The sequence below is a fragment of the Leptothoe spongobia TAU-MAC 1115 genome (assembly GCF_018739885.1).
Taxonomy (GTDB): Bacteria; Cyanobacteriota; Cyanobacteriia; order Phormidesmidales; family Phormidesmidaceae; genus Leptothoe; species Leptothoe spongobia.
In genome coordinates this window covers 177,536-203,438 of sequence record NZ_JADOES010000001.1, presented here as the reverse complement: position 1 = coordinate 203,438, position 25,903 = coordinate 177,536, and the positions used below count along the sequence as shown (strand labels likewise).

13 protein-coding genes are annotated in these 25,903 nt (G+C 48.0%); 11 read left to right on the top strand and 2 right to left on the bottom strand.

All coding sequences use genetic code 11. The annotated features are described in order from the left end of the window. Positions 1-593: 593 nt before the first annotated feature. From IXB50_RS00965 to IXB50_RS00920, 10 genes are all read left to right on the top strand, one after another. Positions 594-3,254, top strand: a complete 2,661-nt coding sequence (locus tag IXB50_RS00965; protein WP_215607052.1) for a DUF7925 domain-containing protein — start codon at positions 594-596, stop codon at positions 3,252-3,254. 110 nt (positions 3,255-3,364) lie between these two features. After that, positions 3,365-3,943 (top strand): hypothetical protein, encoded by a 579-nt coding sequence (locus tag IXB50_RS00960; protein WP_246564018.1) that lies wholly within the window; start codon positions 3,365-3,367, stop codon positions 3,941-3,943. A gap of 349 nt (positions 3,944-4,292) precedes the next feature. Next, positions 4,293-5,834 carry a DUF11 domain-containing protein gene (locus IXB50_RS00955; RefSeq protein WP_215607050.1) on the top strand — a complete coding sequence of 514 codons (1,542 nt, stop codon included), beginning with the start codon at positions 4,293-4,295 and terminating at the stop codon, positions 5,832-5,834. A gap of 704 nt (positions 5,835-6,538) precedes the next feature. Continuing rightward, complete coding sequence (locus IXB50_RS00950) at positions 6,539-10,150, top strand: TonB-dependent receptor (RefSeq protein ID WP_326520694.1); 3,612 nt, start codon at positions 6,539-6,541, stop codon at positions 10,148-10,150. Continuing rightward, complete coding sequence (locus IXB50_RS00945) at positions 10,147-12,324, top strand: OmpA family protein (RefSeq protein ID WP_246564016.1); 2,178 nt, start codon at positions 10,147-10,149, stop codon at positions 12,322-12,324. The genes IXB50_RS00950 and IXB50_RS00945 overlap by 4 nt, the downstream gene beginning before the upstream one ends. Positions 12,325-12,450: 126 nt before the next feature. Further along, a complete protein-coding gene (locus IXB50_RS00940) occupies positions 12,451-15,171 on the top strand; it encodes a proprotein convertase P-domain-containing protein (protein WP_215607049.1) in 2,721 nt (906 codons plus the stop codon). Positions 15,172-15,180: 9 nt separating this feature from the next. Then, positions 15,181-15,810: a transposase gene (locus IXB50_RS00935; RefSeq protein ID WP_246564015.1), complete on the top strand. Its 630-nt coding sequence runs from the start codon at positions 15,181-15,183 to the stop codon at positions 15,808-15,810. Positions 15,811-15,934: 124 nt separating this feature from the next. Then, the gene (locus tag IXB50_RS00930) at positions 15,935-20,050 is read left to right on the top strand and encodes a beta strand repeat-containing protein (RefSeq protein WP_215607048.1); all 4,116 of its coding nucleotides are present in this window, start codon (positions 15,935-15,937) and stop codon (positions 20,048-20,050) included. Between the two features lie 87 nt (positions 20,051-20,137). Next, positions 20,138-21,688, top strand: a complete 1,551-nt coding sequence (locus IXB50_RS00925) for an AAA-like domain-containing protein (RefSeq protein WP_215607065.1) — start codon at positions 20,138-20,140, stop codon at positions 21,686-21,688. Between the two features lie 161 nt (positions 21,689-21,849). After that, positions 21,850-22,524, top strand: coding sequence for a Uma2 family endonuclease (locus IXB50_RS00920; protein WP_215607047.1), 675 nt, complete (start codon positions 21,850-21,852; stop codon positions 22,522-22,524). Here IXB50_RS00920 and IXB50_RS00915 read toward each other — a convergent pair. Then, positions 22,521-23,663, bottom strand: a complete 1,143-nt coding sequence (locus IXB50_RS00915; protein WP_246564014.1) for an AAA-like domain-containing protein — start codon at positions 23,661-23,663, stop codon at positions 22,521-22,523. The two genes, IXB50_RS00920 and IXB50_RS00915, sit on opposite strands and share 4 nt — an antisense overlap. A gap of 30 nt (positions 23,664-23,693) precedes the next feature. After that, positions 23,694-24,098, bottom strand: a complete 405-nt coding sequence (locus tag IXB50_RS00910; RefSeq protein ID WP_215607064.1) for a TA system VapC family ribonuclease toxin — start codon at positions 24,096-24,098, stop codon at positions 23,694-23,696. Between the two features lie 185 nt (positions 24,099-24,283). Between IXB50_RS00910 and IXB50_RS00905 the strand changes: the two genes are divergently transcribed. Beyond that, positions 24,284-25,888, top strand: a complete 1,605-nt coding sequence (locus tag IXB50_RS00905; protein WP_215607046.1) for a hypothetical protein — start codon at positions 24,284-24,286, stop codon at positions 25,886-25,888. Positions 25,889-25,903 lie beyond the last annotated feature (15 nt).

Genomic DNA, 25,903 nt, shown 5'->3' with positions numbered 1-25,903 from the left:
TGATTAAATCACACCCCAACTATTCAAGCCTTTGTGACTACGGGGTTCTAGTCTCCTAATTCTGTCCGGAGTATTGTTAAACAAGAAAACACACTTAAAAGCCATTCAAATAAGTAATAACCGAAACGCTTTTTCATCTCACCTAAAAAAGATAATAATCACCCATAAAATCACTGAACTTAATTGCCTAAAGTTCAGTGATGAGACTTAGCCTTAGCTCCATAAAAAGGGGCATCCAATAGAGGGAGACACTGTAAAACAAGGTCAAACAAGAATAAGGCCACTGAATTTCAATCAAGAAAAACAAGTCTAATTCTTTCTTTTGTATGTTGTTTGAAAAGCAGAAAAACATCCTGAAATGCTTCTATTAATTAGTATCAATTATTAGTAGAGAACTCAGAGAGTTTTTCGCTATTGGGTTAATAAAGCTCTTTTGATTTCATTTGAGTTTTAGCAGCTTTAACTTGTAACTAGATAGCCCCCTCGTTGTAATTGTCGCAAGTTTGTCTGAGTCTTGTTGCCTCCGCTGCCCCATTGGTTTCAATAAAGTGGTTCTCTAACCTGCTCAATTTATTCATTGGTTCTCAGAAATAATGACAAAGAACAAAAGTTCCAAGAGACTGGGCTGGCAGTTGTGTAAGCCGGTCGTCGCATCCGCCCTTGCGATTGGTGGTGTATTTAATCTAATGGGTGTTGTGCTAGCCGATGGCACCGCCGCTGGTACACAAATTAGTAACACCGCCACTGCCACCTATCGTGACCCCGATGGCACACCTCAGACATCCACATCGAATACTGTTGTGGTTGAAGTAGCTGAGATTTCTGGTATCACCGTTGTTAATACCTCTGCTCAAGAATTCACACCAGACGCTGATCCTCCAGGCCCTGGTGAGCAACTAGAGTTTATCTTTGAAGTTACCAACGTCGGTAACGATGAAACTGACATTAGTTTACCTGCCGTAGCTGACTTCACCGGTCCTGTAGACAGTGTTGTTAGTATCAGAGCTGACCTGGACGGTGATGGTACTTACGAAACTGACATCACTAATCGAACAGACGTAGAAAACATTGCATCAGGTGATTCCTTTGATGTCCAGGTGATTGTTCAGGTCTCCACCAGTGCGCAAAATGACGATATTGTTAGCGTGCAGTATGGTGATACGCCCGGTGACGGTCAGAACCAGTCCTATGACTCATCCGGTGGTAGCATCTTCACCGACGACAACGATGCTACAGACGTTGCCAATGGTACTCAAACTGCTGCTGAAGCTGGTCCTGACGCACCTGCTAACGGTGAGCGTGAAGCCAGTGCAACTGGTCAAGTCACCATTGGTGAAGAGCCCCTTGAGCAGCCCCTAGTAGAACTGAAGAAGTCCATCAACGACTACAGCGATCAAGGTAATGCAGATCCTCTGGACGATACCATTACCTACGATCTCGAATTTGATGTTCTAGATAATAATGGTGTTCCTGTTGGTAGTGACGCCCAAGCCGCTGATCTACAACCCATTACTCTGAATGGATTGACAGACAGACATGTATTGGTGTCTGATGCCATTCCTGACGGTACCTCTTTAAGTACCACTCCTCCTACACCGGCTACAAATTGGAGTGTCGTCTATACGTCTGATCCGTTAACAACAAGTGCTATTGAGGCCACTTGGTCCGTTAACCCGGCAGGGGCCACTAGAGTTGGTTTTATCGGTCCTGCTAACACAGCAGTGCCAGTGGGTGACACCGTTACTGGTTTCCAAATTACAGTCATTACCGATCAAGTTGACCCAACAGCAGCTCCTATAACCATTGCTAACATTGCTCAGGTCTTTGGTTCGGGTGTTGTTGACGACCCATTGACCCCAGAAGATGAGTCCCTTAGCTTCCCGGTTATGGATGAGTCTGGTGATGACACCCCCAGTAACTATGATCCTGCTACCGACACCTACAGTAGCTTCAATCCTGATGTGATTGATGATCCGGCTACACCTCTACCTGAGGGCTTCACTCCAGATGACGGTTATATCGAAGATCCAACCGACTTGCTTGAGCAAGGGATTGACCCCGGTGGTGACACGCCAGCTGATCCCACTGATGACAACACAGGAGACAACACCGACGGTGATGGTGAAGCTATCGTTGTTACCCTGGTGCCTGAGCCTGTGTCAGACCTGTTGAATGGTCCTGATGGTGCTCCCGATGCAGTTGGTCCTACTGGCACTAACGATGACTTTACTAACAAGTCCGCTCCATTCTCTGCTGGTGACCCACCGGTTGTTGAGTTCACCAATACGGTTGACAACGCTGGTAATGAAGATGGTTGGGTTCGTCTAGAGCCAATTACACCTGATGACCCAGCTGATCTACCTGCTGGCACAACGGCAACTATCATTGCTCCGGATGGTACTCGGGTTGAATACACCTACGATGGTGCTAGTTGGGACAAGACAAATCTGGGTGATCCTGACATTATTGTCCCAATCCGCGCAGACGATACAGTCCCTGGCGGCGATGATGAGTTTGACTACGGTGTTGAGGTTGACTTACCTAATGATACAGTCAACATTACCGAGTTAGATAACTTCCCTGTACCTATCCAGGCTACCTTTGCAGGTGTCACCGATGTTCAGGCTGAGGACGTTGCTAACGGTAATGACGGCATTGATACCACCGATATTACGAATATCTTGGATACGTCAACGACCGCAAACATTACCATTGACCGTGTTTATACTGGTTTCTTGGAACTGGTGAAGACGGCTCAGGTCGTTCGTGGTGATGGTCCAGAAGTATCGGGTAACCCCGCACCTGGTAACCATATTCGTTATCGCATTACCTACCGCAACATCTCTGAAACTGAAGTTGCGCCCATGCAAGGTAACGTCCTCTTGACAGCATCTGACCTGGCGATCCTTGAGGATGGTACAGAGCGAGCCTGCCTGGCAGCTGATCCTGTTAATTCTAACAACTGGGCCTTCGACAACGATGTAAATGGTGATCTTGACACTCGTCATGTACAAAACTCAGTTGACTTGACGAATCTAGACGATGGGTCAACGGGTACTGTCTTGTTCTTTAATGGCGGCGAGGTTTGCGACGCTGGCGATCTACCAGCGTTTAACCCAGATGTTGCCACACCAACAACTGAACTCTCAGGCACCTCTTACAACACAGACACGACTAAGTATGTCTTTGATATTGAGGGAGATGTCGAGCCTCTAGAGACTGGTTACGTCGAGTTTGAGCGTCGTATTAACTAAGCCTGATGCATTCTCTGGAGTAAGGGAATGATCCAATAGAGTTTGCCCCTTGCTCCAGGGTAAAGATTTGAACGCTGAAAACCCTTTGAAATTACACAAGAGTAATGATGATGCAACGTCTTTTTGCAAAGAAACGTCTTTTGTTAGGTCTTAGTGCCCTCGCTCTAGCGGGTGCTATGCCCTTTGCCACTAGTCAGCCCGTCCTGGCTCAATTGCAAGAGGTCAAAGAAGCTATTGTTCAGGCTGTTCTACGTCCTGAGGTTAAGCTCAGCTTAGGTGCCGAAAAACAGATTGTTGAACTCGATGCCAATGGCCGGGAGAAAACCTCTTGGGAAGCCGTAGATAGTAAAGTGACTGTTCAACCCGGCGACGTCCTACGTTATACCGTGGATGGCTCTAATTCTGGTGATGTTGAGGCCAAAGGATTGTCGATCACTCAACCCATCCCCAACCAGACTAGCTATATGCTTAAGTCTGCTAAAACTGAGGGCAGTGCAGAGATTGTCTACAGTATCGATGGTGGACAGAGCTTTGTGGCTGCCCCCATGGTTGAAGTCACCCTGCCCGATGGCACGGTTGAACTGCAACCCGCACCAGCTGAGATGTACACCCACATCCAGTGGAACTTTGGCGATGATCTAGCTTCCGCTCAGTCAGTCAAAGCGTCCTACAACGTGAAAGTCCAGTAAAGCTAACCATGGGAGGGGAGCTTTCTCCTCTCATGGATTTCTAGATGTAAACAGCTTTTCTCCACAGCCAAAAATAATTTTATATCAATGGGTTGTCCTCTCTAAGAAGAGATGCATGAAATATTGGTCAACCTTGATATATAAAAACGCCCTACGAATTAGGTACGTTCGGTTTCTCGTGCCATAAGACACAGAGTATTCACTGAAAAACACTCAATTATTCTGACAATCCGGCATCAGTAATTATTCTGCACTCGATGAGCTCGTACCATCTCTGGCTCGCTCGGTCGCGGCAAATAACAACTGCTACTACCGCTATTTTCTTGATCATTCAGGCTTGAGACTAAAAATGAAGGTATCCCAACTACCAAAACCAAAACCAAAACCAGACACTTGGCCCACCTGGATGCATCGCACGATAGCTGTCTTGTTAGCAAGTAGCTTTTGTCAGGTACCGTTTATTGCGATCGCAAGAGCCGATGAACTTTACAACCAAGCAACATTTAACTATAGAGATGGCGATCGCAACATTGCACTAGATGGTACGTCTGCAGAAACTGTTGTCGACATAGGAGAGCTGGTTGATCCCCTTGGACAGATCTTAGGTTGTAATGGCGATCTCTTGCCTAACTATGCAGGTTTCTCGGTTGCACTGTATGAACCCGATGCTAGCGGTTTAGAGCTAGGTCCTTTAATCCCTCTTACAACGACAGAAGTCCCCGACATTGAGAACAATGGTGTTTCTGGTGGTAAGGCACCCAATACAGAGAACAATAACCCATTTTTCTTAACCAATGCAGATGCAGGGCAATATAATTTCTTATTTGACTCTGAAACCCCCTTGCAAAGCCCAGTTAATGCAGGGTTAACTCAAACCAGTAAGGATGCTCAGTATATTTTAGTCGTTGATCCACCTGCGGATTCTGTTTTTCCACAGCGTCGTATCAAGCTAGAACTAATCGATAGTACAGGTGGCGTCAACAACTCCATTATTCGCTACGTAGCAACAGCCTTAGATGGCATTCCAATTTCTACTAGCGGTGGCAGCCAAGTAACTGAAACAGTTGTTGAGATTTTCAATGCCGAAACCCAGGGGCTCAACCTGTTCTCCTTGGCACTCGGTATGGTGATGTGTGATCCAAACCAAATCAGCATCGATAAAACCGCTGACCGAGCTGCAGCTCAACCTGGTGACACTGTCGTTTATCGCTTGGCGCTCCGAAATCTAACCGATATCGAACTAGCTTCCGTCACTGTCCAAGATATTCTTCCCCAAGGATTTCAACTCATTCCAGAGTCTGTAACAGGCGTACTCAATGAACAAACCGTGGCACTGGATGCTCAAGCATCTGGTGCTGAAGTCACATTCACAACGGCAACGGCATTACCAGTAGATGAAACATTGAGTGTGCTCTACGCTGTTCGCGTTACTCCCGATGCGCTGCGCGGTGATGGTGAGAATTCTGCCTCAGTGACTGCTGAGCGTAGTGACAATCAGTTCTTTGTACAAGATGGCCCCAGTATTCATCGATTAGTCATTGACCCAGGTATTCTCACGGACTGTGCCACGTTAATTGGCCGTGTTTTTGTGGATAAGAACTTTGATGGAGAACAGCAACCTGGCGAAGCCGGTATCCCCAATGCTGTGATCTTTTTAGACGATGGTAACCGGATTGTGACGGATGCCGATGGTTTGTACTCAGTCGAGTGCATGTTACCGGGCACCCGCAGCGGTGTCCTCGATTTAACCAGCCTGCCCGGTTATACCCTCGCCCCCAATCTTTACTTTAAAGAACGCAACAGCCAGTCTCGGATCGTGAATCTTGCTCCCGGTGGCATGGTGCGCATGAACTTTGGCGTCACGCCCACTTTCCAGGAGAAAGCTCAATAATGTCATCCAACTACAATCCTAAAAGTTCCTATTTAAAGCTTCTAGCTGTTATAAACCTAAAACAAAAAAATGTCTCTCAGAGAGGTGTTAACGATCATAAAACAGAACTCCTCTCCTCCTTAAAAGCAAAAGCCAACCTGTTGAGTTCCCTGACTAATCATTCTCTTATGATTAGTCAAGAAGCAGAAGTAACTTCTCGCTTAAGAGCAAAATTAGAGAGACTGAATCCGCTATCCTGCAAACTATCTCCAAGTCAACTAAAAACTCTTTTAGGTAGCTCAGTAGCACTATCGACACTTGCTTTCTGCAGCTTAGCCGATGCATCTCCATCCAGGAAACAATCGGCTCAGCAGCTTAGTCAAATCAAAACGCCTCAAACTTTAGTAATACCGCAGTTTTCAAATTCAGCTAGACCAACTTCGGTTGATAACATAGTATTTAACAGCTCTACTATATCGAGCGCTGTAGAAGTATCTCCTCCCTATGATTTTACCTCTTCTGAGACTGGGGTCAATCTTACGAGTATTCAATTGACCAATAATGATCTAGCAGATACTGATTCAGTGAGGGTCGTGAATCCATCTATCGATTCGGCTGTACCTATATTTTCAACATCTGCTTCTACAGAGACTAGAAACCAAGAAACTGACCTATCAAATTCAGCAGAGGAAGAATTTTCTAAAATAACTGATTCAGTAGGGGTCGTGGATCCATCTATCGACTCGGCTGTACCTACATTTTCAACACCTGCTTCTACAGAGACTAGAAACCAAGAAACTGATCTATCAGATTCAGCAGAGGAAGAATTTTTAGAAACAGAAGTACCTACTGCTGAGTCTACCCATAATTTCTCCCAGGTTATATCAGAGAGTCAAGTTGAAATCTTAAATCCGATATCAGATAGTGTGGTCGATATACCTGCTATCACAGTCATTGTTCGCTTTCCAACTGGTGCCAATATTCAACTACAGGTGAATGGTGACACAGTCAATGACGACTTGATTGGCCGCACCGAAACTGATCCTGCCACTAATTTAGTCACCCAGACCTGGTATGGTGTACCCCTGACAGAAGGAGCTAACACGCTAACAGTAGTGCATGGCAGTAACAGTAGCGTATTGCAATCAACGACAGTCGAAGTTCGAGGAACCCCTGTCGAGATGACGCTCCATACTCGCGAATCTAAAATTCCGGCAGATGGACGTTCGACGGTTACACTGCAGGGACGATTACTAGACAGCAATGGTAATGCCTCTAACTGGGATGCTGTTGTAACCCTCAACTCTAGCGATGGTGAATTTGTTGGGGTGGATCATAGCCCCGACCAGCCAGGTTTCCAGGTGGAAGCAAAAAATGGGCGTTTTACAGCGGAGTTGCAATCATCTCTGGAGTCGCACATAGTACAACTACAAGCTACCAGCAATGGCTTAGAAGCCTTTAACCAGGTACAGTTTATTACTCCCCAACGACCTAGTATTGCCACTGGCATTGTTGATTTACGATTCGGCGCACGGGGCACGAATTTTCATGACAGTTTACGAGATTTTTTGCCAAGTGATGGAGACAATGGCTACGGTCTTGATCTAGATGCCTCTCTCTTTACTATGGGGAATCTAGGCGAGTGGTTATTGACTGGAGCGTTTAATAGCGATCGTCCCCTCAACGAGGATTGCCGAGGAGAAACAACGCTTTTCCGTCAGAGTACAGGCAGCTGTAGTAATCTCTATCCAGTCTATGGCGATGACTCCACCATGGATGTCACCACGCCTTCCACAGACCAATTTTATCTGCGTCTAGAACGTACGTCGCCAATAGAGGGAGCCACGGCAGACTATTTCATGTGGGGAGATTACAACACAGAAGAGTTTGCCAACTCATCACAACTGTTCACGTCCACATCCCGTCAGCTCCATGGCTTCAAGTTTAACTACAACCTGGGTGACTTAGCTATCACTGGACTGTATGGAGATAATATCGAAGGCTTTCAGCGGGATACGATTGCTCCAGATGGTACCAGTGGCCTATATTTTCTCTCACGACGATTGGTACTTTCTGGGAGTGAACAAGTCTATCTCGAAACAGAAGAGCTGGATCGGCCTGGCACCGTAGTTGAACGCGAGCGACTGCATCGTAACACTGACTACGACATTGATTATGATCGTGGTACTCTATTGTTTAATGATCCAGTTTCACAAACTGTAGTTGGCGAATTTGGTGAAGTCTTATTACGCAGAATTGTAGTCACCTATCAGTTTGAAGGTGACAATACTGACACCAATATTTTCGCTGGACGATTACAGTACAACCTTGACCGTACACTCAATCAAGAATCTTGGCTAGGTACGTCCTACTTACAAGAAAACCAGGGCAACCGCAATTTTACTTTATTCGGTGCTGATGCTCAGATTTCTCTAGGGGACAGCGGTCGTTTTGTGGCTGAAGTCGCCCATTCAGAAAGTGACTTTGACCTTTCTGGTCCCATTAGTGGTTCGGCCTATCGGATGGAGCTAGATGGTGCTGTTAGTGACTGGTTGAATGGTCGTGCCTATTGGCGTTCTACCGATTCAGGATTTACCAATGCCGCCACCACTAGTTTTGTACCAGGGCAAACCCGCTACGGAGTCCAGGCCAATGCCAAACTCAGTCGCGATACCACCATTCGGGCTCAGTTTGATCACGAGGATAATGATGGTGTGGCCCCTCGTCCGTTAACCTCTCTAGAGGATTTGTTAGAACCTGGGTTAAATCCAGTGCCAGGCCAACGGGTAGACAACTCACTGACAACCTATTCAGTCGGTCTGGCCCAACGCCTTGGAGATTCTAATCTGGAGCTTGACTGGATTCATCGAGATCGCACCGACCGCACCAACCCTGAGACACTAAGCGCCAGTTCGGATCAGCTACGCACCCGATTAACAACCCATATCACCAATAAGCTAACTCTACGCGCCCAAAACGAACTAAATCTCTCTTCCGATAGCGATCCGCTCTATCCCAGTCGCACCTACATTGGTCTTGACTGGGAAGTGATGCCTGGAATTAACTTGGGTTTAGGCCAGGTATTCTACGGCGAAAACGGATTTAGCGATCGCGACTCCTACACCATTTTTGATGTCTCTGGAGAACATTCTCTCGGTGAAGATACCACTATCCGAGGACGCTTTAGTAGCATTGATGGACAACATCTGGGCGGCGCAATTGGCATTGAACATGGCTTCAACTTGAGCCCTGGCTTACGCCTAGATTTAGGGTACGAGCGTACCTTCAATAGTATCTTTGGCGGCACCGCTGCCGGGTCTCAATTTAGCCAGCCCTTTGCCGTCGGAACCGGTGGGTCTTCCCTGGGCACCATCAGCGGCAATACCTATACCATGGGACTATCCTATACGGACAACCCAGATTTACAAGCTAGTGCTCGCTTTGAACATCGAGACTCTTCCCAAGGTTCCAATACAGGCCTCAATGCCTCGGTTGTGGGCCGTCTCACTCCCGCCGTCAGTGCATTATTTAACTATCAACTGAATCGAGCAGCCAACCAGCGGATTAGCAATATCGGCACCACCAGCAATCTAAAATTGGGGCTGGCCTACCGTGACCCCAATGATGATCGGTTCAACGCCCTGCTGCGGTATGAACATCGTATTAACCCTGGTACACTGCCCACCAACGCCCTGTTTGGCCGCAGTATTGATACCTCTGAACATCTGTTCTCTGCTGAGGCCCTCTATGCCCCCAATTGGCAGTGGGAATTTTACGGCAAGTATGCTTTCCGTCGAACCCAGACCCGAATTAATCTACCCACAGATGCAGGCGGAGACTTTACCTCTAACAACAATCTGCATTTAGCTCAGTTAAGAGCCACCTATCGATTTGATTACCACTGGGATCTCAGTGCTGAAGCCCGATGGTTTGGTGGTCTAGGTGATTACAGTGAGTTGGGATATGCCCTGGAAGCAGGATATTATCCGTCTCCAGATACACGATTCTATGCAGGCTATAGCGGTGGCGGTGCCTACGATGATGACTTTGGTGTGAACCGCTCCGCTGGTGGTTTTTACCTGGGTATATCCGCCAAGATTAACAGTCTGTTTGATGGCTTTGGTCTACAAAATGTTGCACCAGAACAGCAACAGGAGTCTAGATTGGAATCTCAGGAACCGAACATTTTCTTTGAAGATACCACCGATATCATCTTTCCAGGAGAGGCTTCCGCACCAGAAGATGTTTCTGAAGATTTGGAACTAGATGAAACTGTCGTCGAAAACAGTGAGAACGCAGATGAAGGTATTGACTCCGGTGAGGAGCAAGCACTATGACACTGAACTGTATCACTCAACTCTTTTCTCTCTTACTTGATACTTCGGATGCCAGAGCTATGACTTATTACCAATCTATTCGTACCTTAGCGACATCTTTATTATTAGCAACCGTTGCTACAGCTGCTGTTGCTCAAACACCCGAAAGTCTAAATTTACCTAAGGTACAGATCACGGTAAATAGTTCTCAAGATGGCCCGATTACAACCGATGATCAACTGACGTTGCGAGAAGCGATCGCAATCACCAACGGTACGCTCCCCCTAGCTGAACTCAGTGATACAGAACAACAGCAAGTGCTCCCCAGCTCCGGTAACTCAGTCGTTGGCTTTGATTTACCCACTGGCAACACCACCATTGAACTACAGTCACTGTTGCCAGTTTTAGCACAACCTGGTCTGACGGTAGATGGGACAACCCAGGCTGGGTATGATGCCACCCAATCAGCCACAGCAGAAATTTTAGTAGCGATCCCCGTGGTAGAGATTACCCCCGCTGACGATGCGGAAGTGTTTCGTGGTTTAACTATCGTCGCGGACGATGTCACCATTCGTGGTCTCAGTTTGTATGGGTTTACCTCAAAGCACAGGGCGACCGAATCCACGCCACCGGCTGATATTTTTATTGCCCATGAGCTTCCACCACCGGATATTAGTCAGCAGTATATCCCGGCGAATAATTTCTCTTTCCATGATGAGAATCACCCGCCCCAGGGCATTGTCATTGAGCAAAACTGGATTGGTATTCCTACGGATGACACAGTACCTGAACAACCCTCAGCTTTTGGGGTATCCGTATTTAACAGTCAGGGGGTGAAACTACGCCATAACCGTATTTCCTACCACGATGGTAGTGGAGTGATTACAGGGGTACGGGCTGAGAATTTAGAAGTTGTTGAAAACCTGATTGTCAATAATGGCTTGGCTGGTATGCCCGATGCTATTCGTTTAGAAGGTCACATTGATAATAGTCTCATTACTGGTAACTTGATGTGCGGTAATGACGGTAGTGGGATTTTCCTGTTTAAGCCCCAGGGTGCCGTAGAGATTAGCAACAACGACATTCGCTTTAATGGTCAACGGCTGCGCCGAGCGGCCATTTATCTGATGGGTAATGACCACCGGGTGGTGGATAACCACATTGCTAACCAAAAGGGTCCTGGTGTGGTGGTTACTGCCTTTAGCCAGGGTGGCCATACCCACAGCCAACGCAATGTGATTAAGGATAATCGCTTTGAAAATTTGGAAGGGTTGAGCATTGATCTCAACACCCGTCGTAACCGTGGCGTACAAGACTTTCAGCGGGGAGATGGTCCCAACCCACTGCGTGATTCTCACCAGCGACGACGAGATACTGGCAACAGTGCTATCAATCCTCCCCAGTTTGATAGTGTTGAATTCTTTACCGTTAATGGTCAGGTAGTGCTCCAAGGTAAGGCTGATATTGGTTCTACCGTACAGCTCTATCTCACCCGAGGAAATACGGGCGAATATGGTCCTCTCACAACGCCACTGGCCATAGTTGATGTGGATGAAGATGGCACCTTTAGCTATGTCTCAGCCGATCTACAGCCTGGTGATGTGATTAGTGGTATTTCCACCGATCCTGACTACGGCACCTCTGAACCTGCTCTGAATACCACAGTTGTTGCCCTCGGTGAAACTAGTACCACTCGTCCCAACCGGATGACTTTAACAGCTGCTGAGAGCATCCAATGCACCACACCCCCTGCTCCCCCTGTCTCCTTTGTCCCCCCAACTCCTGAACCTGAAATCCTGCGTCTCCAAGTACCTCGCAATGTCCACTATGGTCTCGATGAGGATTTTATTAATTCTGAGAGTACGGTGATTTTAGACCAAATTGCTGAGGTAATGCAGCAGTATCCATCGATAGTTGTTGATTTGCACGGGCATACTGACTCCAGAGCAAGTGTGGCCTATAACCAGGATCTGGCTCGGCGTCGGGCAAACAATGCACGACGGTATCTGATTCAAAAGGGAGTTGCCCCCGAACGTATGACCATTCGTTCCTTTGGAGAGACTGATCTGTTGGTGGAGGAAATTGATCGGGTGAACTATGCCCGCAATCGTCGGGTGGAGTTTGTGTTCAGTGATGTCCGAGGTGTGGAAATTACCTTTGTGGATCAAGAAGAGGATCTACAAATAGAACAATAAGAATTTTAGGCGGTCTTTGTGGAGACGTTCCATGGAACGTCTCCACAAAGACCGCACAAAGGTGGGTTTTTACCAATAGCCAAATCGACCGAGCATTTGCATTGAGGAACGTTTAGGGATTGTGTGATGAAAGCGTTATTAGAACATTTAAAGGCAATGACTAAACTGTTTGGTGGGCAAAGTATGGGCTCATGTGCGCCTCAATCTGGCAAGGAACGTTCAGGCAGGATCGCACTCTCTTATACGTTATCGCTACTCTCTGCTGGAACTCTGTTAGGGGCGATTCCTCAAAGGGCTGAGGCCGCTACCTATACCTACGACAATACGACTCCTGGCGCTATTAATGGAACAACAATTTGTTCTTCACCCATAAGCAGGACGTTTAATGTAACCGATAGTTTTACAGTTCAGGACGTTAATCTGGGCTTTAACGCAGATCACGTGTATCGAGGAGACATGCAAGTCACCTTACGGCATCCCGATGGTACTGCTGTTCAAGTAATCAGTAGTAGTGGCGGCGATAGTTCACCTGGGTATGATGTTCTCCTAGATAGTGGTTCTGGAAATGCTCTAAATGACGGTAATGCAGATACAACTGCAGCGCCCCTCTATGACCGGACTGCAGCACCGTCTAATAGTCTTTCTGCTTTTAATGGTAAAGCCTCTAATGGCACCTGGACTCTGGAAGTTTGTGACACATTTCCGTCTAGTGATGATGGTACGTTTAACAGTGCCCAACTAATTTTAGATGATACGGCTCCTCCGATTGATCCGTCATTGCCAACAGGGCCGAGACCGTTTAGCTTGCGCTACAGCATAGAGACTAAAGGTGATATGGCGGCCATTGGTAATGCGTCGTTGATCTGTGATATCTCTAATCCCACCTGTTCCACTGCACTGTCTAACGGTAGTGTCGGTAACAACGTGGGTGGTCTGGCGATGCAAATGCTAGATACCGACAGTGATGGCAGTACCTTTAACTCTAGCTCAGCTAATTTGACCGTTCCTGCCGGGGCTAGTGTGCTATTTGCGGGTCTTTACTGGGGGGGTACTTCGGATGGTGCAACCACAGCCGCACCGGATGCGAGTAAGCGAAACGAAGCGTTGTTGGCCACACCCGGCAGCGGCTATCAAACTGTTATTGCAGACACTTTCACAAGTATTGACAACTCGGCAACAACTAATTGGGACGTCTACAGTTCCTTTACGGATGTGACCAGCCTGGTGCAATCGGCGGGGAGTGGTACTTATACCCTGGCAAATGTGCAGGCGAGCAACGGTATAGGCTTTACCTATCCCAATGCGGGTTGGTCTTTGATTGTTGTCTACGAAGATGTGACCGAACCCATGCGGAATATGACCGTGTTTGATGGGTATAACTTCTCTGGATTTGATACGGGAAATGTCCAAACATTGACTGGGTTAAGGACGCCGCCCACCGCTGGCTTTGATGTGTTTATTGGGGCCTTTGCAGGAGATGGTGAGCCGGATGTGACGGGGGATACGTTGTCAATCAATGGGACTGCTGCTTCTGATGCGGTCAACCCAGTTGATAACTTCTACAATGGCACCATTTCTCGATATGGGTCCCATGTGACGGATCGTAATCCTAACAATCCTTACAACATGGTGGTGGATATTGACCATCTGGATCTCACGGCGTGGAACCAGACTAACAATGCTATTCCCACCAATGCCACCAGTATTGATTTGAACCTGTCTACATCGGGCGATGGCATCTGGCCGATGGTGTACTTCTTTGGGGTGGAGGTGTTTGAGCCCAATTTGGTCACTCAGTTTGAGAAGACTACGCCCTCAACAAATTATGCCACCGGGGATACGATTCCCTACACCATTTCGGTGACCAATACAGGAAATGACAATTCTACGAATACGGTGATTACGGATGCCATCCCGACGGGAAGCACCTTTATACCGGGGTCTTTGAAAATTAATGGTGTAACAAAAACCGATGGTTCCGGGGATGACGAAGCTGAGTTTGATGGCAGTAATGTGGTCTTTCGTGTGGGGACGGGGGCTAATGCAGCCCAGGGAGGCCAGGTCAATATTAATGACTCGGTGACGATGACCTTTGATGTTACGGTGACGGCGACAGAAGGGGAATTGGTCTGTAACCAGGCGACCATTGATTATACGGGAGCGACCAGTGGGAATACGGGTTCGGGGGTGTCGGATGATCCGAATACGTCGGCGGTGGATGATTGTACTGAGATTACGACAACAGCGGCAGTATCGACTAATCCAGATGTTGTTCTGGTGAAACGCATTACCGCCATCAATGGACAAACAACCAATTCCAACGATACAACAGACTTAACCCAGGTCATCAACGATGGTGTTGCAAATTCCGCCGATGATGAAAGCAACTGGCCTGCTAGTTATTTGGTGGGAGCACTTGATGCTGGCTCAGTCCAGCCTGGTGATGAGATTGAATACACCGTATACTTCCTCAATGCGGGTGATGGGGCAGCCGAAACCGTGAGAATCTGTGACTGGATTCAACCGAATCAGAGCTTTGTTTCTGGCAAGTATGGTGGCAACGACATTGAGCTAGTGATCGGCGGCACCACCTACAATCTCACCGACGATAGCGACGCGGCCACCGTTGACCGGGGAGAGGTGACTACGGTAGGTAGTTTGCCTGCCACACCGGATTGTAATCTCTCTTCGTTTAGTACCACCGCTAGCGATGAGGTGGTGGTGGTGGATATCACGGGAACAACGGGGGATCCGACTGGGTTGACCACATTCCCGAATACGACCGGGCAGGGAACACCCACCAATGCCTATGGGTATTTCCGGTTTACCACCAAGGTGGATGAATAGGAGGCCCTGATGATGTCAAAGATGGTATATCGCAACAGATTTAAGGGCACCTCCATGCGTTTGCCGCAGAGGGACTATAGACGCGCAGGTGGTTATTTTTTAACCTTTTGTACCAAAGATCGGGAGTGTTTTTTCGGTGATGTGGTGAATGGTGTAATGGCATTATCGACCATTGGCCATATTGCGAAACGCTACTGGCAAGAGATTCCGGACCATTGTGAGAATGTGAGAATTGATGAATATGTGGTGATGCCCAATCACCTCCACGGAATCTTGGTAATTGAACGTCGTTTGGATACCCCTTTTGTAGAGGCGTTCCCCCCTTTTGTAGAGGCGTTCCATGGAACGCCTCTACAAAAGGGGGCGTCGTTGTCCCAGGCGATGTCGGCGATATCGCCTAAACGCGGTTCGTTAAGCGTTATTGTACGGTCTTATAAATCTTCGGTAACGCGATGGTGTCGTCAAAATGGGTATTCTCGTTTTGCATGGCAACCGCGATTTTACGAGCACGTTATTCGTGCCGATGGATCGATTGATTATATTCGGCGATATATCGTCAATAATCCGAGAAATTGGGAGCGCGATCGCAACCACACTCGCAAAATATCACCCCCGACAAAATCGCCTCCAATAACGTAATTCCCCTCCTCCGATCCTTTGGTAGAGACCTTCCATGGAAGGTCTCTACCAAAGGATCGGGGACGATTATCCGTATTACAACAAATCCCAATTTTCGGTATTACACAAATTTTGGTTATTGAAAATGTCTAACCGTCGCCTTTCCCTCAATCCATCAAACACAAATCGCCGTCGGTTAACCAATCGGGCGCGTACTGTCATTGCCGCCATGTTGTTGTCGGGGGGCATTTTGTCACCGGGGATGATGGCCTGGGCCAATGGACCTGCTCCGGGGACAATTATTCGGAACCAGGCAACGGGTAGTTTTGTTGATCCAGGGGATGGTAGCACTCAGACCATTATCTCCAATGAGGTGCAGGTTGAGGTGGCCGAGGTGGCGGGTATTACGGTGGCCAACAATGGGTATAACGAACCCACTGATGGCACTGTTAATGAAGGCGATACGGTATATGTGGACTTTGTGATCACCAATGTCGGTAATGACCCGACGCAGTTTTTTATTCCAGGTGCGGCAACTATCTCTGGGGGCACAGCCCATGCCACCGAAGATATTCAGGTAATTGAATATGACCCAGACAGGACTGGGACATCAGCGGTTGACTTAAGTGCTAGCAACATTACGGTACCAGGGGGTGGACAGGTAACTGGAAGTCTCGCAGGTATGCCCAACAATGGCTCAATTCCCGCTGGCGGCAGCATTACGGTACGGGTACCGGTAACGGCGGGGACTGCAGGCAATGATTTGACCGTCACCCTGGGGGATACGGCGGCGACAGATGGCCAGAATGAGGTCTATGTGGCAGGTAGCAATGATGTCTATACACAAGATAATTCCGGTACGGACAATGGGGATACGGCAGGGGCACCGATTAATGGAGAGAGAGAGGCTGAGGATAGTTTGACGGTTGCGATTGAGGCAGCCGCTACTCTCTCATTCCCCACCCCACCTGTCACCGGTCCTGGCGATGGGAATGCCTGTATTCTCACTGTGCATCAAAATCCCATAACTGGGGGAGCAGACCCAAATTCTTTCTACTCTATTGATGACCATACCAATGTTGCAACGCTGTCAAAAATAGGTCCCTGGAATGTCCCTGGTGGCAATGTAGAAGGACTGACCGCAGACCCAGTCACAGGGACCTTCTATGCCTTTAATGGAAACCGCAGTGGTTCTCTTTATCTAGGCACCATTAATGAATCTACGGGTGAATTCAGCGATGTGACAACATCAGGGATAACAACCCTAAATCATACCGATTATGGATCGTTAGATATTTCAGACACCCGCAGTATGGCTTTCCAGCCGGGCACCAATATTATTTGGGCTGCTGCCTACTATGTTCAGCCTAGCTCTGGTCCCGGCGACAACTATTACTACCTCTTCCAAATTGATGCGACCACCGGGCAAGCCATCACCAATGCCTTTGGTGCAGGCAAAGATTATCTAGCCATTGACTTAGCTCCCTATCAACTAGGTAGCACCCAACGCGCCTCGGTTGAAGCCATCGCTTTTTACCCAGGTGCTCCCAACCTCCTTTATGGTGTGGTGAGTAGTTACAATCCTGGTCAAACAGGAACTACTATTGGTCATTTATTTGCGGTTGATGTTTCAGCTGCAACACCAACTGCCGTAATGGCTCCTCAAAACCTAGATGGGATTAATTTTGACGGTAGCACTCTGATTCAATCAACCATCTACGACATCGAAGGCATGTCCTTCGATGATAACGGTGACCTAGTTCTGGTGGCGAGTAATGCTGGCGGTAGTAACGGCAACAACCTATACTTTGTTGATTTAGCAACTGGAGGAGCATTTAGTCCAAGAGCAATTCCTAATGGCGATTGGGAGGGAATTGTCTGTAATGTGCCACCCCCTGTTATTGGTGCTTCCTTCGATTATGGTGATGCTCCAGACACATACGCAACCGATATCGTAGATGATGCTGGTGAAGGGATTGGGGCTAGCCATACAATTGTAAGTGGGATTCACCTGGGAACAGCCCCAGATAGTGAGACGGATGCAGCTACACCTCTAGATGGGAGTGGTGATGGTGCTGAAGATGATGGTATTACTCTAGCTACGCTGACGGAAGGAGATACTAGCTACACCATTCCAGCAGGCAACATTACAGCAACAGGAACTGGTACGCTTCACGCGTGGATTGACTTTGATAAGAACGGTACCTTTGAGCCAGGAGAGTATACCAATGTTGCTGTGGCCAATGGTACCCCTGCAGGAGATTTGAGCTGGAGCGGGATTACGGCAGGTGCTGCAGGTGATACTTATGCGCGATTTAGGTTTACCTCGGATGCTAGCATAAATGCCAATACGCCGGGTGGTGCGGCTAGTGATGGTGAGGTGGAAGATTATGCGGTTGCGATCGCAGATGATCCTATTACTCCAACACCAGGGCAACCCCAATGTCTCCTACCTCAAAACCTAGTAACCGATGGCAGCTTCGATAATGGCTTAACCTCCTTCCCCGCCACCGGCCAATGGTATGCCCCTAGCAGCGTACCGAGCGTCATCAATCCTGGCAATGAACCTACCGGAACGATTGCCAACGGATATCCAGCTCTTGGGAGTATTATTGCCTACAACGAGAATGACTCGGCTGATGATGCCCTGTTAGTAACCCCACTCTTCGAAGTAGATCAAACCTATCTCAATGGACAATTAGATATCTGGTTTGATACCTACTGGAGACACGCAGGTGGCGGTGGCAGCAAAGACAGCACCTTAGAACTCCGGGTAAATGGCACTCCCTATTGGCAGATGACCACCATCAATGGAGAAGGGGCAGGTAGTAGCACTCTCACTCCACTGAATGGAGCTACCATGAGTGCAGGTTCGCCGTCCGGTCTGAGTAACCCCGGTGGCGGTGGCGCGTTTAGTCAATGGGGCGTTGTCCATGTCACGATTCCCTACACGGGCAACACTACTCCTCAAATTGAATTCGCGATGCAGGGACAGGGGCTTGCCTCTGATGACTTTGGTGTTGACCGAATTTATGCACCGGTCTGTCTACCAGATCGAGGGGATGCCCCAGACACTTACGGAACAGACGCAACAGCAAGCAATAGCGGCAGTGAGCCGGTAGGCCCGATCCACAGGATTGTGAATGACCTGCATTTAGGCATCAGCCCAGATGGAGAAGGGGATGCTGTCACCCCCTTGGATGGCACCGGTGATGGAGGTGATGAAGACGGTGTGAGCCTGGCCACTCTAGCAGCAGGCGCTACCACCTTCAGTATTCCGGCCAGTGATATTACGGTCACTAACAATTCAGGTTTAGGCACAGCCACACTCCATGCCTGGATCGACTTTGACGGCAATGGCACATTTGAAGCCGATGAATATACCAGCCAAACAGTATCAGATGGCACAATCAATGGTAATCCTGACGGAGCATTAACCTGGTCCGGGGCCGGTGTCAGCGACATGACTGGAGGAACCAATACCTATGCCCGTTTTCGCTTAACTACCGATGGCAGTATTAGTGGAACAACACCCGGTGATTTAGCCAGTGATGGCGAAGTAGAAGACTATTCACTTGAGATTGTTGCCAGCGATCCCAATGTTCTTCTCGTCAAACGCATCACCGCCATCAACAACGACACCACCACCAGCGACGGCACCAACCTCGCTGTTCATAATCCCACCACCTACGCCTACGACGACAACGACATCCCCGCCGTCAGCGACCCAACCAATCCCGCCTATGACGAAAACGACCCTGCCTTTGACCCCTACGAAACCAACCAATGGCCCACCCCATTAAACACCTATATGCCCGGCGGCACCGACGGCGGTAACGTCATGCCCAACGACGAAATCGAATACACCATTTACTTCCTCTCCTCCGGAGACACCACCGCAGAAAATGTTCTCTTCTGCGATTATGTTCCTTCCTTCACCAGCTTTATCCCCAATGGGTATACAGGCAGCAGCCCCCAAGCCACAGGCGGTATCGGCGGAGCTGACCTCAGCATTGAACTCTATCGAAATGGTACTACCGATTATCACACCGGAGCCAACGATGGTGACAGCACCACCTACTTTGGTCCTGGCATTGACCCCGCCAACAGCTTCCCCGACATCGACTGTGATGGTGATGGTGATGGTGTGAATGCAAACACCAACGGTGCCGTTGTTGTGAATCTGGGTGATTTACCCGATGCCACCACCGACGCCACCGGAGCCTATGGCCATGTTCGCTTTAGAACACGGGTGAAATAACCTCATCATGGTGGGGGCATTCCATGGAACGCCCCCACCATGACACCGTCCGCTAGGATAGAGCCAGGTCCTCTTGTCCATCCCTCTATGCCGCGCTGGTTTAACACCGCTGGCCCTTGCCAGTCTGCAAAACACTACATGTTACCTCCTGCTGCTCGTTTGCCTAGGATGCAGCGGCTAATTGAGCAAGAAGGTTATTTTATTATTCACGCACCCCGCCAAATTGGTAAAACCACAGCGATGTTAGCTCTGGCTCATGAACTAACCAATAGCGGCAAGTACACGGCCATTATGGTCTCCGCTGAGGTCGGAGCGGCATTTCCCAAGGACATCGATAAGGCAGAAAAGGCTATCTTGTCAGCCTGGCAACAAGCCGCCAGAATCCGTCTACCCGCAAACCTGCAGCCCCCCAGTTGGCCAGCAGCCCCAGCCGGTAGTCAGATTAATCGAGCATTGCAAGAATGGACTATCACATCACCGCGCCCACTGGTAGTTTTTATTGACGAAATTGATGCATTGCAAGATGAGGTTCTCATTGGTGTCCTAAGACAACTGAGAGATGGCTATCCCAATCGCCCCCAGGGATTTCCCCAGTCCCTTGCCCTGGTCGGATTACGTGATGTACGAGACTATAAAGTAGCCTCTGGAGGAAGTGATCGACTTCATACCGCCAGTCCGTTTAACATCAAAGTAGAATCCTTGACCCTCCGCAATTTTACCCGCGAAGAAGTTGGCGAACTCTATGCTCAACACACCCATGATACTGACCAAATCTTTAGCGACACAGCTGTAGATCGAGCCTTCTATCTAACCCAAGGACAACCCTGGTTGGTCAACGCTTTAGCAAGACAGATCGTAGAAGTGATTGCCCCCGATCCAACAATAAACATTACCGTTGAACACTTTGACCAGGCTAAAGAAAATCTAATTCGGCGACAAGATACCCATTTAGATAGCTTGGCCGAACGACTGAGAGATTCTCGTATTCGTCAAATTGTTGAGCCGATTCTATCGGGGCAAGCCCTCGGAGATATTCCCCTCGACGATCGTCGATTTGCCTTAGATTTAGGATTACTACGTCGTGACCCAGCTGGCGGTCTAACCATTGCCAATCCCATTTATCGAGAAGTCATTCCCCGTGTGCTTGCCAGTGGGCCTCAAGACAGTTTGCCAATTATTCAACCCAGCTGGCTACAATCTGATGGCACCCTAGATATCGATAAACTCTTAGACGCATTTTTGCAGTTTTGGCGACAACATGGAGAACCCTTACTACGCAGTGCTCCGTACCATGAAATCGCTCCCCATTTAGTATTAATGGCCTTTTTACATCGAGTCGTAAATGGTGGCGGCACCCTGGATCGGGAATATGCCATTGGTACTGACCGGATGGACCTTTGTTTGCGGTATGGTTCTGTAATACTAGCAATGGAGCTAAAAGTCTGGCGCGATGGTCGTCCTGATCCATTAAACGCTGGTTTAGAACAATTAGATCGTTATCTAGCAGGGTTGGGACTTGATCAGGGGTGGTTAGTGATCTTTGATAAACGAGATCAGATTCCTTCTATTGCAGAAAGAACAATGACAGCCTCTGCTCAAACACCGAAGGGGAAGAAAATTACGGTTATTCGGGGATAATCATATCCGATGAGTTCAACAGTAGAGGTCACAATAACGGCAACTGAAATAAAAAACAAACGTTAATGGAAAACGTTGGATATTTCCCATTGTAGGGGCGTTCCACGGAACGCCCCTACAATGACGTTATAATTATGGCAGAACGATTGTGGCAGGTTTCTATGGCAATCATCCAAAAATTAGACTCCGTAGCTCCAGGGTCTGTCATCGTGCCACCGACAGATCTTTATAGTGATGAGCCAACGTTGGAAACCGACTTACATCTACGACAGATGTTGCTGTTAATAGCCAGTTTAGAGTGGTTATGGCAGGACCGAAATAACTTCTTTGTTTCCGGTAATTTAACCGTATACTTCAGTCCTCGACAGCTAAAAAGTCGAGATTTTCGAGGCCCTGATTTTTTCGTCGTTTTAGGAACTGAGAGACGCTCTCGAAAAAGCTGGATTGTGTGGGAAGAAGAGGGAAAATACCCTAATATTATTGTTGAAATTTTGTCTGAGAGTACCGCGAAGACAGATCGAGAAACCAAAAAGCAGCTCTATCAAGATACCTTTCGTACACCCGAATATTTCTGGTTCGACCCAGACTCGTTGGAGTTTTGCGGCTTTGTACTGATGGCAGGCACCTATCAGCCTATTGAACTGAATGAAAATGGCTATTTCTGGAGTCAGCAGCTAGAGCTGTACTTAGGACTGCATGATTCAAAATTGCGTTTTTTTACACCTGCAGGTGATCTTGTGTTGTCACCAGAAGAAGCGGCTTTAAAAGAGAAAAAACGAGCTAATCGTCTGGAAGCAAAACTAAAAGAACTCGGCATTGATCCAGCCACACTTTAATCAGTATTGTCCCCCTGAGTAGAAAGGGATTGATTACTCCAAGTCAATCCCTGGAGAAGGGTTTCTTGATAAATTGGATTGGCAATTTTCCAGGTGGAGCCACATTGGATCAAGCCTAAGTTTTCAAGATATTGGATATCATCTCTCAAAAATAGCCTAGCTTGCATATTCCCATCTAGTATTTGAGCAACAACTTGATAAATTCGGGGCTCTTTGAGTTTATCGGTGAGCTGGTCCAGGTGGGTGTCGCGCTGCTGAATCAGTCTTTCACGGGCGGTTTTCATCATTTCCAGGGTAATGGATTGGGTGCGATCTCGTCCTTCTTTTTTAAAACACACTTGATAAGCTAGCGCATTCACCAACCAGGGTTGCCCCTGAGTTTGCTGCCACAGATAGGTGAGTGCTTCTGGCGTAAACGCCTGCCCTGTCAGAACCGTGTGCTGACACAGCAATGCCTGTACATCGGGCTCAATAAAATGACCTAACCGCAGGGACTCGGCCTTAATATTAAACTCACTACCCCCGGTAATAATTTCTTGATCCGAGGTTTGAATGCGATAGTCCCGCACATCCCGTACCCCACAGAGAATAATTGATAGAGGAAAATTCTGAGGTCGTTGGGTATACCCTGCCCGCAATTGACGCAATAGTGAGACCAAGGTATCGCCTACCAATGCATCCACTTCATCCAGGAATAGAACAATTGGTTGGTCCGTTTGGGCTGCCCATTGGGATAATAGGCTACGCAGCATATCATCGGCTGGTGCCGATTGCTTGAGCATTGCCTGTCGCCAGTCATGCAATCGAGCATCTTGCTGATAGAGCTGAGCCATCGATGCCAGGGTATGGACAACGGTGTCAATGCCCCGAAAAACATCATTTCTAGCCGTTTGGGCTGTCTCAATATTGGCGTAAACAACCTGGTAGCGATCTTCAGCATTGAGATAGTCCATCAGGGCCAGCAAACAGGAGGTTTTCCCCGTTTGTCGAGGGGCATGCAGCACAAAATACTTCCCCTGGGCAATCAGCTGTAGAATCTCATCCATATCCCAACGGGTCAACGGATCGATTAGATAGTGCCAATCGGCCCGCACTGGACCCGCCGTATTAAAGAATCGATCCGTGAATACCGGTGCCATAACCTGCCAAAGAAAACTTCCGCCCCTCTATCATGAAGCAACTTGAAGCGGATTACGCCATCGACAGCCAGAGAATCTGGCAAAATCGGTATCTGTTGTACAAACCTCCAGACCATGCTCTATCGCCAAAGCTGCCAAATGAGCATCTGGAACCAGGTTGGCATTTGCCTGAGTATCCTGCAGAAGTTGCCCTAAAACAGTTGCATGCTGATCAGTAGGAAACGGAATCCAGATATTAGGTAGAGCTAGCCATTCTTCAACCTGAGCCCAGGCATCATCAATACCCAAAGGCGATGCATAAATGCGTGGATTGGTCACAATCCTTAAGAATGCCAGCAGGCTTGGCCATGGTAAGCCGATCCGAACAGGCTGATTCACGTGTTGTTCAAACCAGGTTGCTGCCGCTTTGTGCTGTGGATAAAAGGCATCAAGTATCTGATGTTTTGATGATAGTCATTCTGGTTCGATATCGCAAGGAATATGAACTCTCGTATCATATGAGAGAACCATGGGTGGGCACCTTAATGAGAGCACTGGGATAACCAGGCACATTTTGTCAGGGTTGCACACAAATGAAATGTCAGTTACTCAGTTGGGGTATTAAACATGCCCTAATTGTCATGATGTTGTTATCTCATGGCGCATTAATTGATCGCCCAGCTCGGGCAGATGCTCCTGCACCTGGTACCGTGATTAAAAATCAGGCCACAGGGAGCTTTATTAACCCAGTTAACAACTCACAAGAGATACGGGTAAGTTCTCCTGTTATGGTGACCACCGACTCAGACGGTTGCACCATTGGTAGCGGTACATCTGACCCTAGCATTGTCCCTTATATCAGCGGTGAAGTCAGACGTAATGTCATTGCAACCCGCGAGTTAGTAGACACCTTGGACGATAATTGGCGAACGGCTGTTGGTCAAGCAGTCGATCCTGCGTTAGAAAACTGGTTTGGAACCGCTAGTGTTCCTCAGGGTAGTACTACTAACTTTAGCTATCACGATCCTGTTGCCAACATTATTGTTAATGTTTCTGTTGAGTTGGTACAGATTCCCATAGGGGGGACTGCATGTGCTGGAGAGACTACGATGGCAGGCTCAAGTCCTACCCTCAGCAGTAGTAGTTCTTTGCAAGGTTCGGCACCCCGTCCAGCCAGTCTCTATGAAAGTAGTGATCAACCGCTATTTTGGAATGAGACTCACGCTGGTGCTTTGAGTGATCTCAAACGTAATGCAGTGCTTCTATCCTTTGAACAACCAGTTAGCGCATTTGGCTTCTGGGTAGGTGATTTAGAAACTCGCACAGATGGCCATGGGACACCAGCAATTTTGAGACTCCTGGATGCCTCGGATAATCGCATTGGCGACGATATTGAAATTGTGCCAAATTCTCTCTATGACGGTAACGAACCCGATCCAGAATTGGTTGTTCAAAGCCTGTGTGGCGGCACGGTCAATAACGAACCAGGTTGTGGTAACCAATCAACTCGCTGGATTAGCTTTGTAGATAACGGTGCGATCGCTCGTGTCCAAAAAGTTATGCTAATTGTCGGAGATGATGACAGTACAGCAGGCAACAACAATGCCGATAGCGAACACCTTAGCTTTATCGGTGCTAATGTTGTCAGACCTCCTGAGGTACTGCTTGTCAAACGGATTACGGCGATTAATGGCAATCGAACTGAGAATCCTAATGATTCTACTCCCCTGAATCAATTTGTTGATGATACCGTTTCATCAGTTGAGACCAATGATAACCATAATCATTGGCCCACCAACTACCTGTTGGGTGAATTAAATGCTGGTGCTGTGAAGCCAGGAGATGATATTGAGTATACGGTCTATTTTCTGAATGCAGGGACTCTCAATGCGACTGATGTGAGAATTTGTGATTGGATTCAGCCAAATCAAAGCTTTGTTTTTGGCCTCTATGGTAGTAACGATATTGAGCTAGAGATTGGTGATACTACTTATCAGTTAACAGCGGCTAGTGATGCGGCGATGGTCGATCGAGCGGAGCTGGCGACAGTTGGTACAATTCCTGTTGGTCCCACCTGTAATTTGCCTGCCGGAGCAACAAATTCTAGCGATCAGGTCGTAGTGGTGGATATTACGGGAACAACGGGTACTCCATCTGGTCTTAGCCAGTTGCTAGGCAGTACTGATCAAGATACACCTAACAATGCCTACGGTTTCTTTCGATTTACGACCCAGGTAGCTCAATAACACCAACGTTAATGT

Bases quoted from the DNA above. Each gene is read 5' to 3' on its own strand.
- IXB50_RS00965 (WP_215607052.1), top strand. From the start codon at position 594: ATGACAAAGAACAAAAGTTCCAAGAGACTGGGCTGGCAGTTGTGTAAG.
- IXB50_RS00960 (WP_246564018.1), top strand. From the start codon at position 3,365: ATGCAACGTCTTTTTGCAAAGAAACGTCTTTTGTTAGGTCTTAGTGCC.
- IXB50_RS00955 (WP_215607050.1), top strand. From the start codon at position 4,293: ATGAAGGTATCCCAACTACCAAAACCAAAACCAAAACCAGACACTTGG.
- IXB50_RS00945 (WP_246564016.1), top strand. From the start codon at position 10,147: ATGACACTGAACTGTATCACTCAACTCTTTTCTCTCTTACTTGATACT.
- IXB50_RS00940 (WP_215607049.1), top strand. From the start codon at position 12,451: ATGAAAGCGTTATTAGAACATTTAAAGGCAATGACTAAACTGTTTGGT.
- IXB50_RS00935 (WP_246564015.1), top strand. From the start codon at position 15,181: ATGATGTCAAAGATGGTATATCGCAACAGATTTAAGGGCACCTCCATG.
- IXB50_RS00930 (WP_215607048.1), top strand. From the start codon at position 15,935: ATGTCTAACCGTCGCCTTTCCCTCAATCCATCAAACACAAATCGCCGT.
- IXB50_RS00925 (WP_215607065.1), top strand. From the start codon at position 20,138: ATGCCGCGCTGGTTTAACACCGCTGGCCCTTGCCAGTCTGCAAAACAC.
- IXB50_RS00920 (WP_215607047.1), top strand. From the start codon at position 21,850: ATGGCAATCATCCAAAAATTAGACTCCGTAGCTCCAGGGTCTGTCATC.
- IXB50_RS00915 (WP_246564014.1), bottom strand. From the start codon at position 23,663: ATGGCACCGGTATTCACGGATCGATTCTTTAATACGGCGGGTCCAGTG.
- IXB50_RS00905 (WP_215607046.1), top strand. From the start codon at position 24,284: ATGATGTTGTTATCTCATGGCGCATTAATTGATCGCCCAGCTCGGGCA.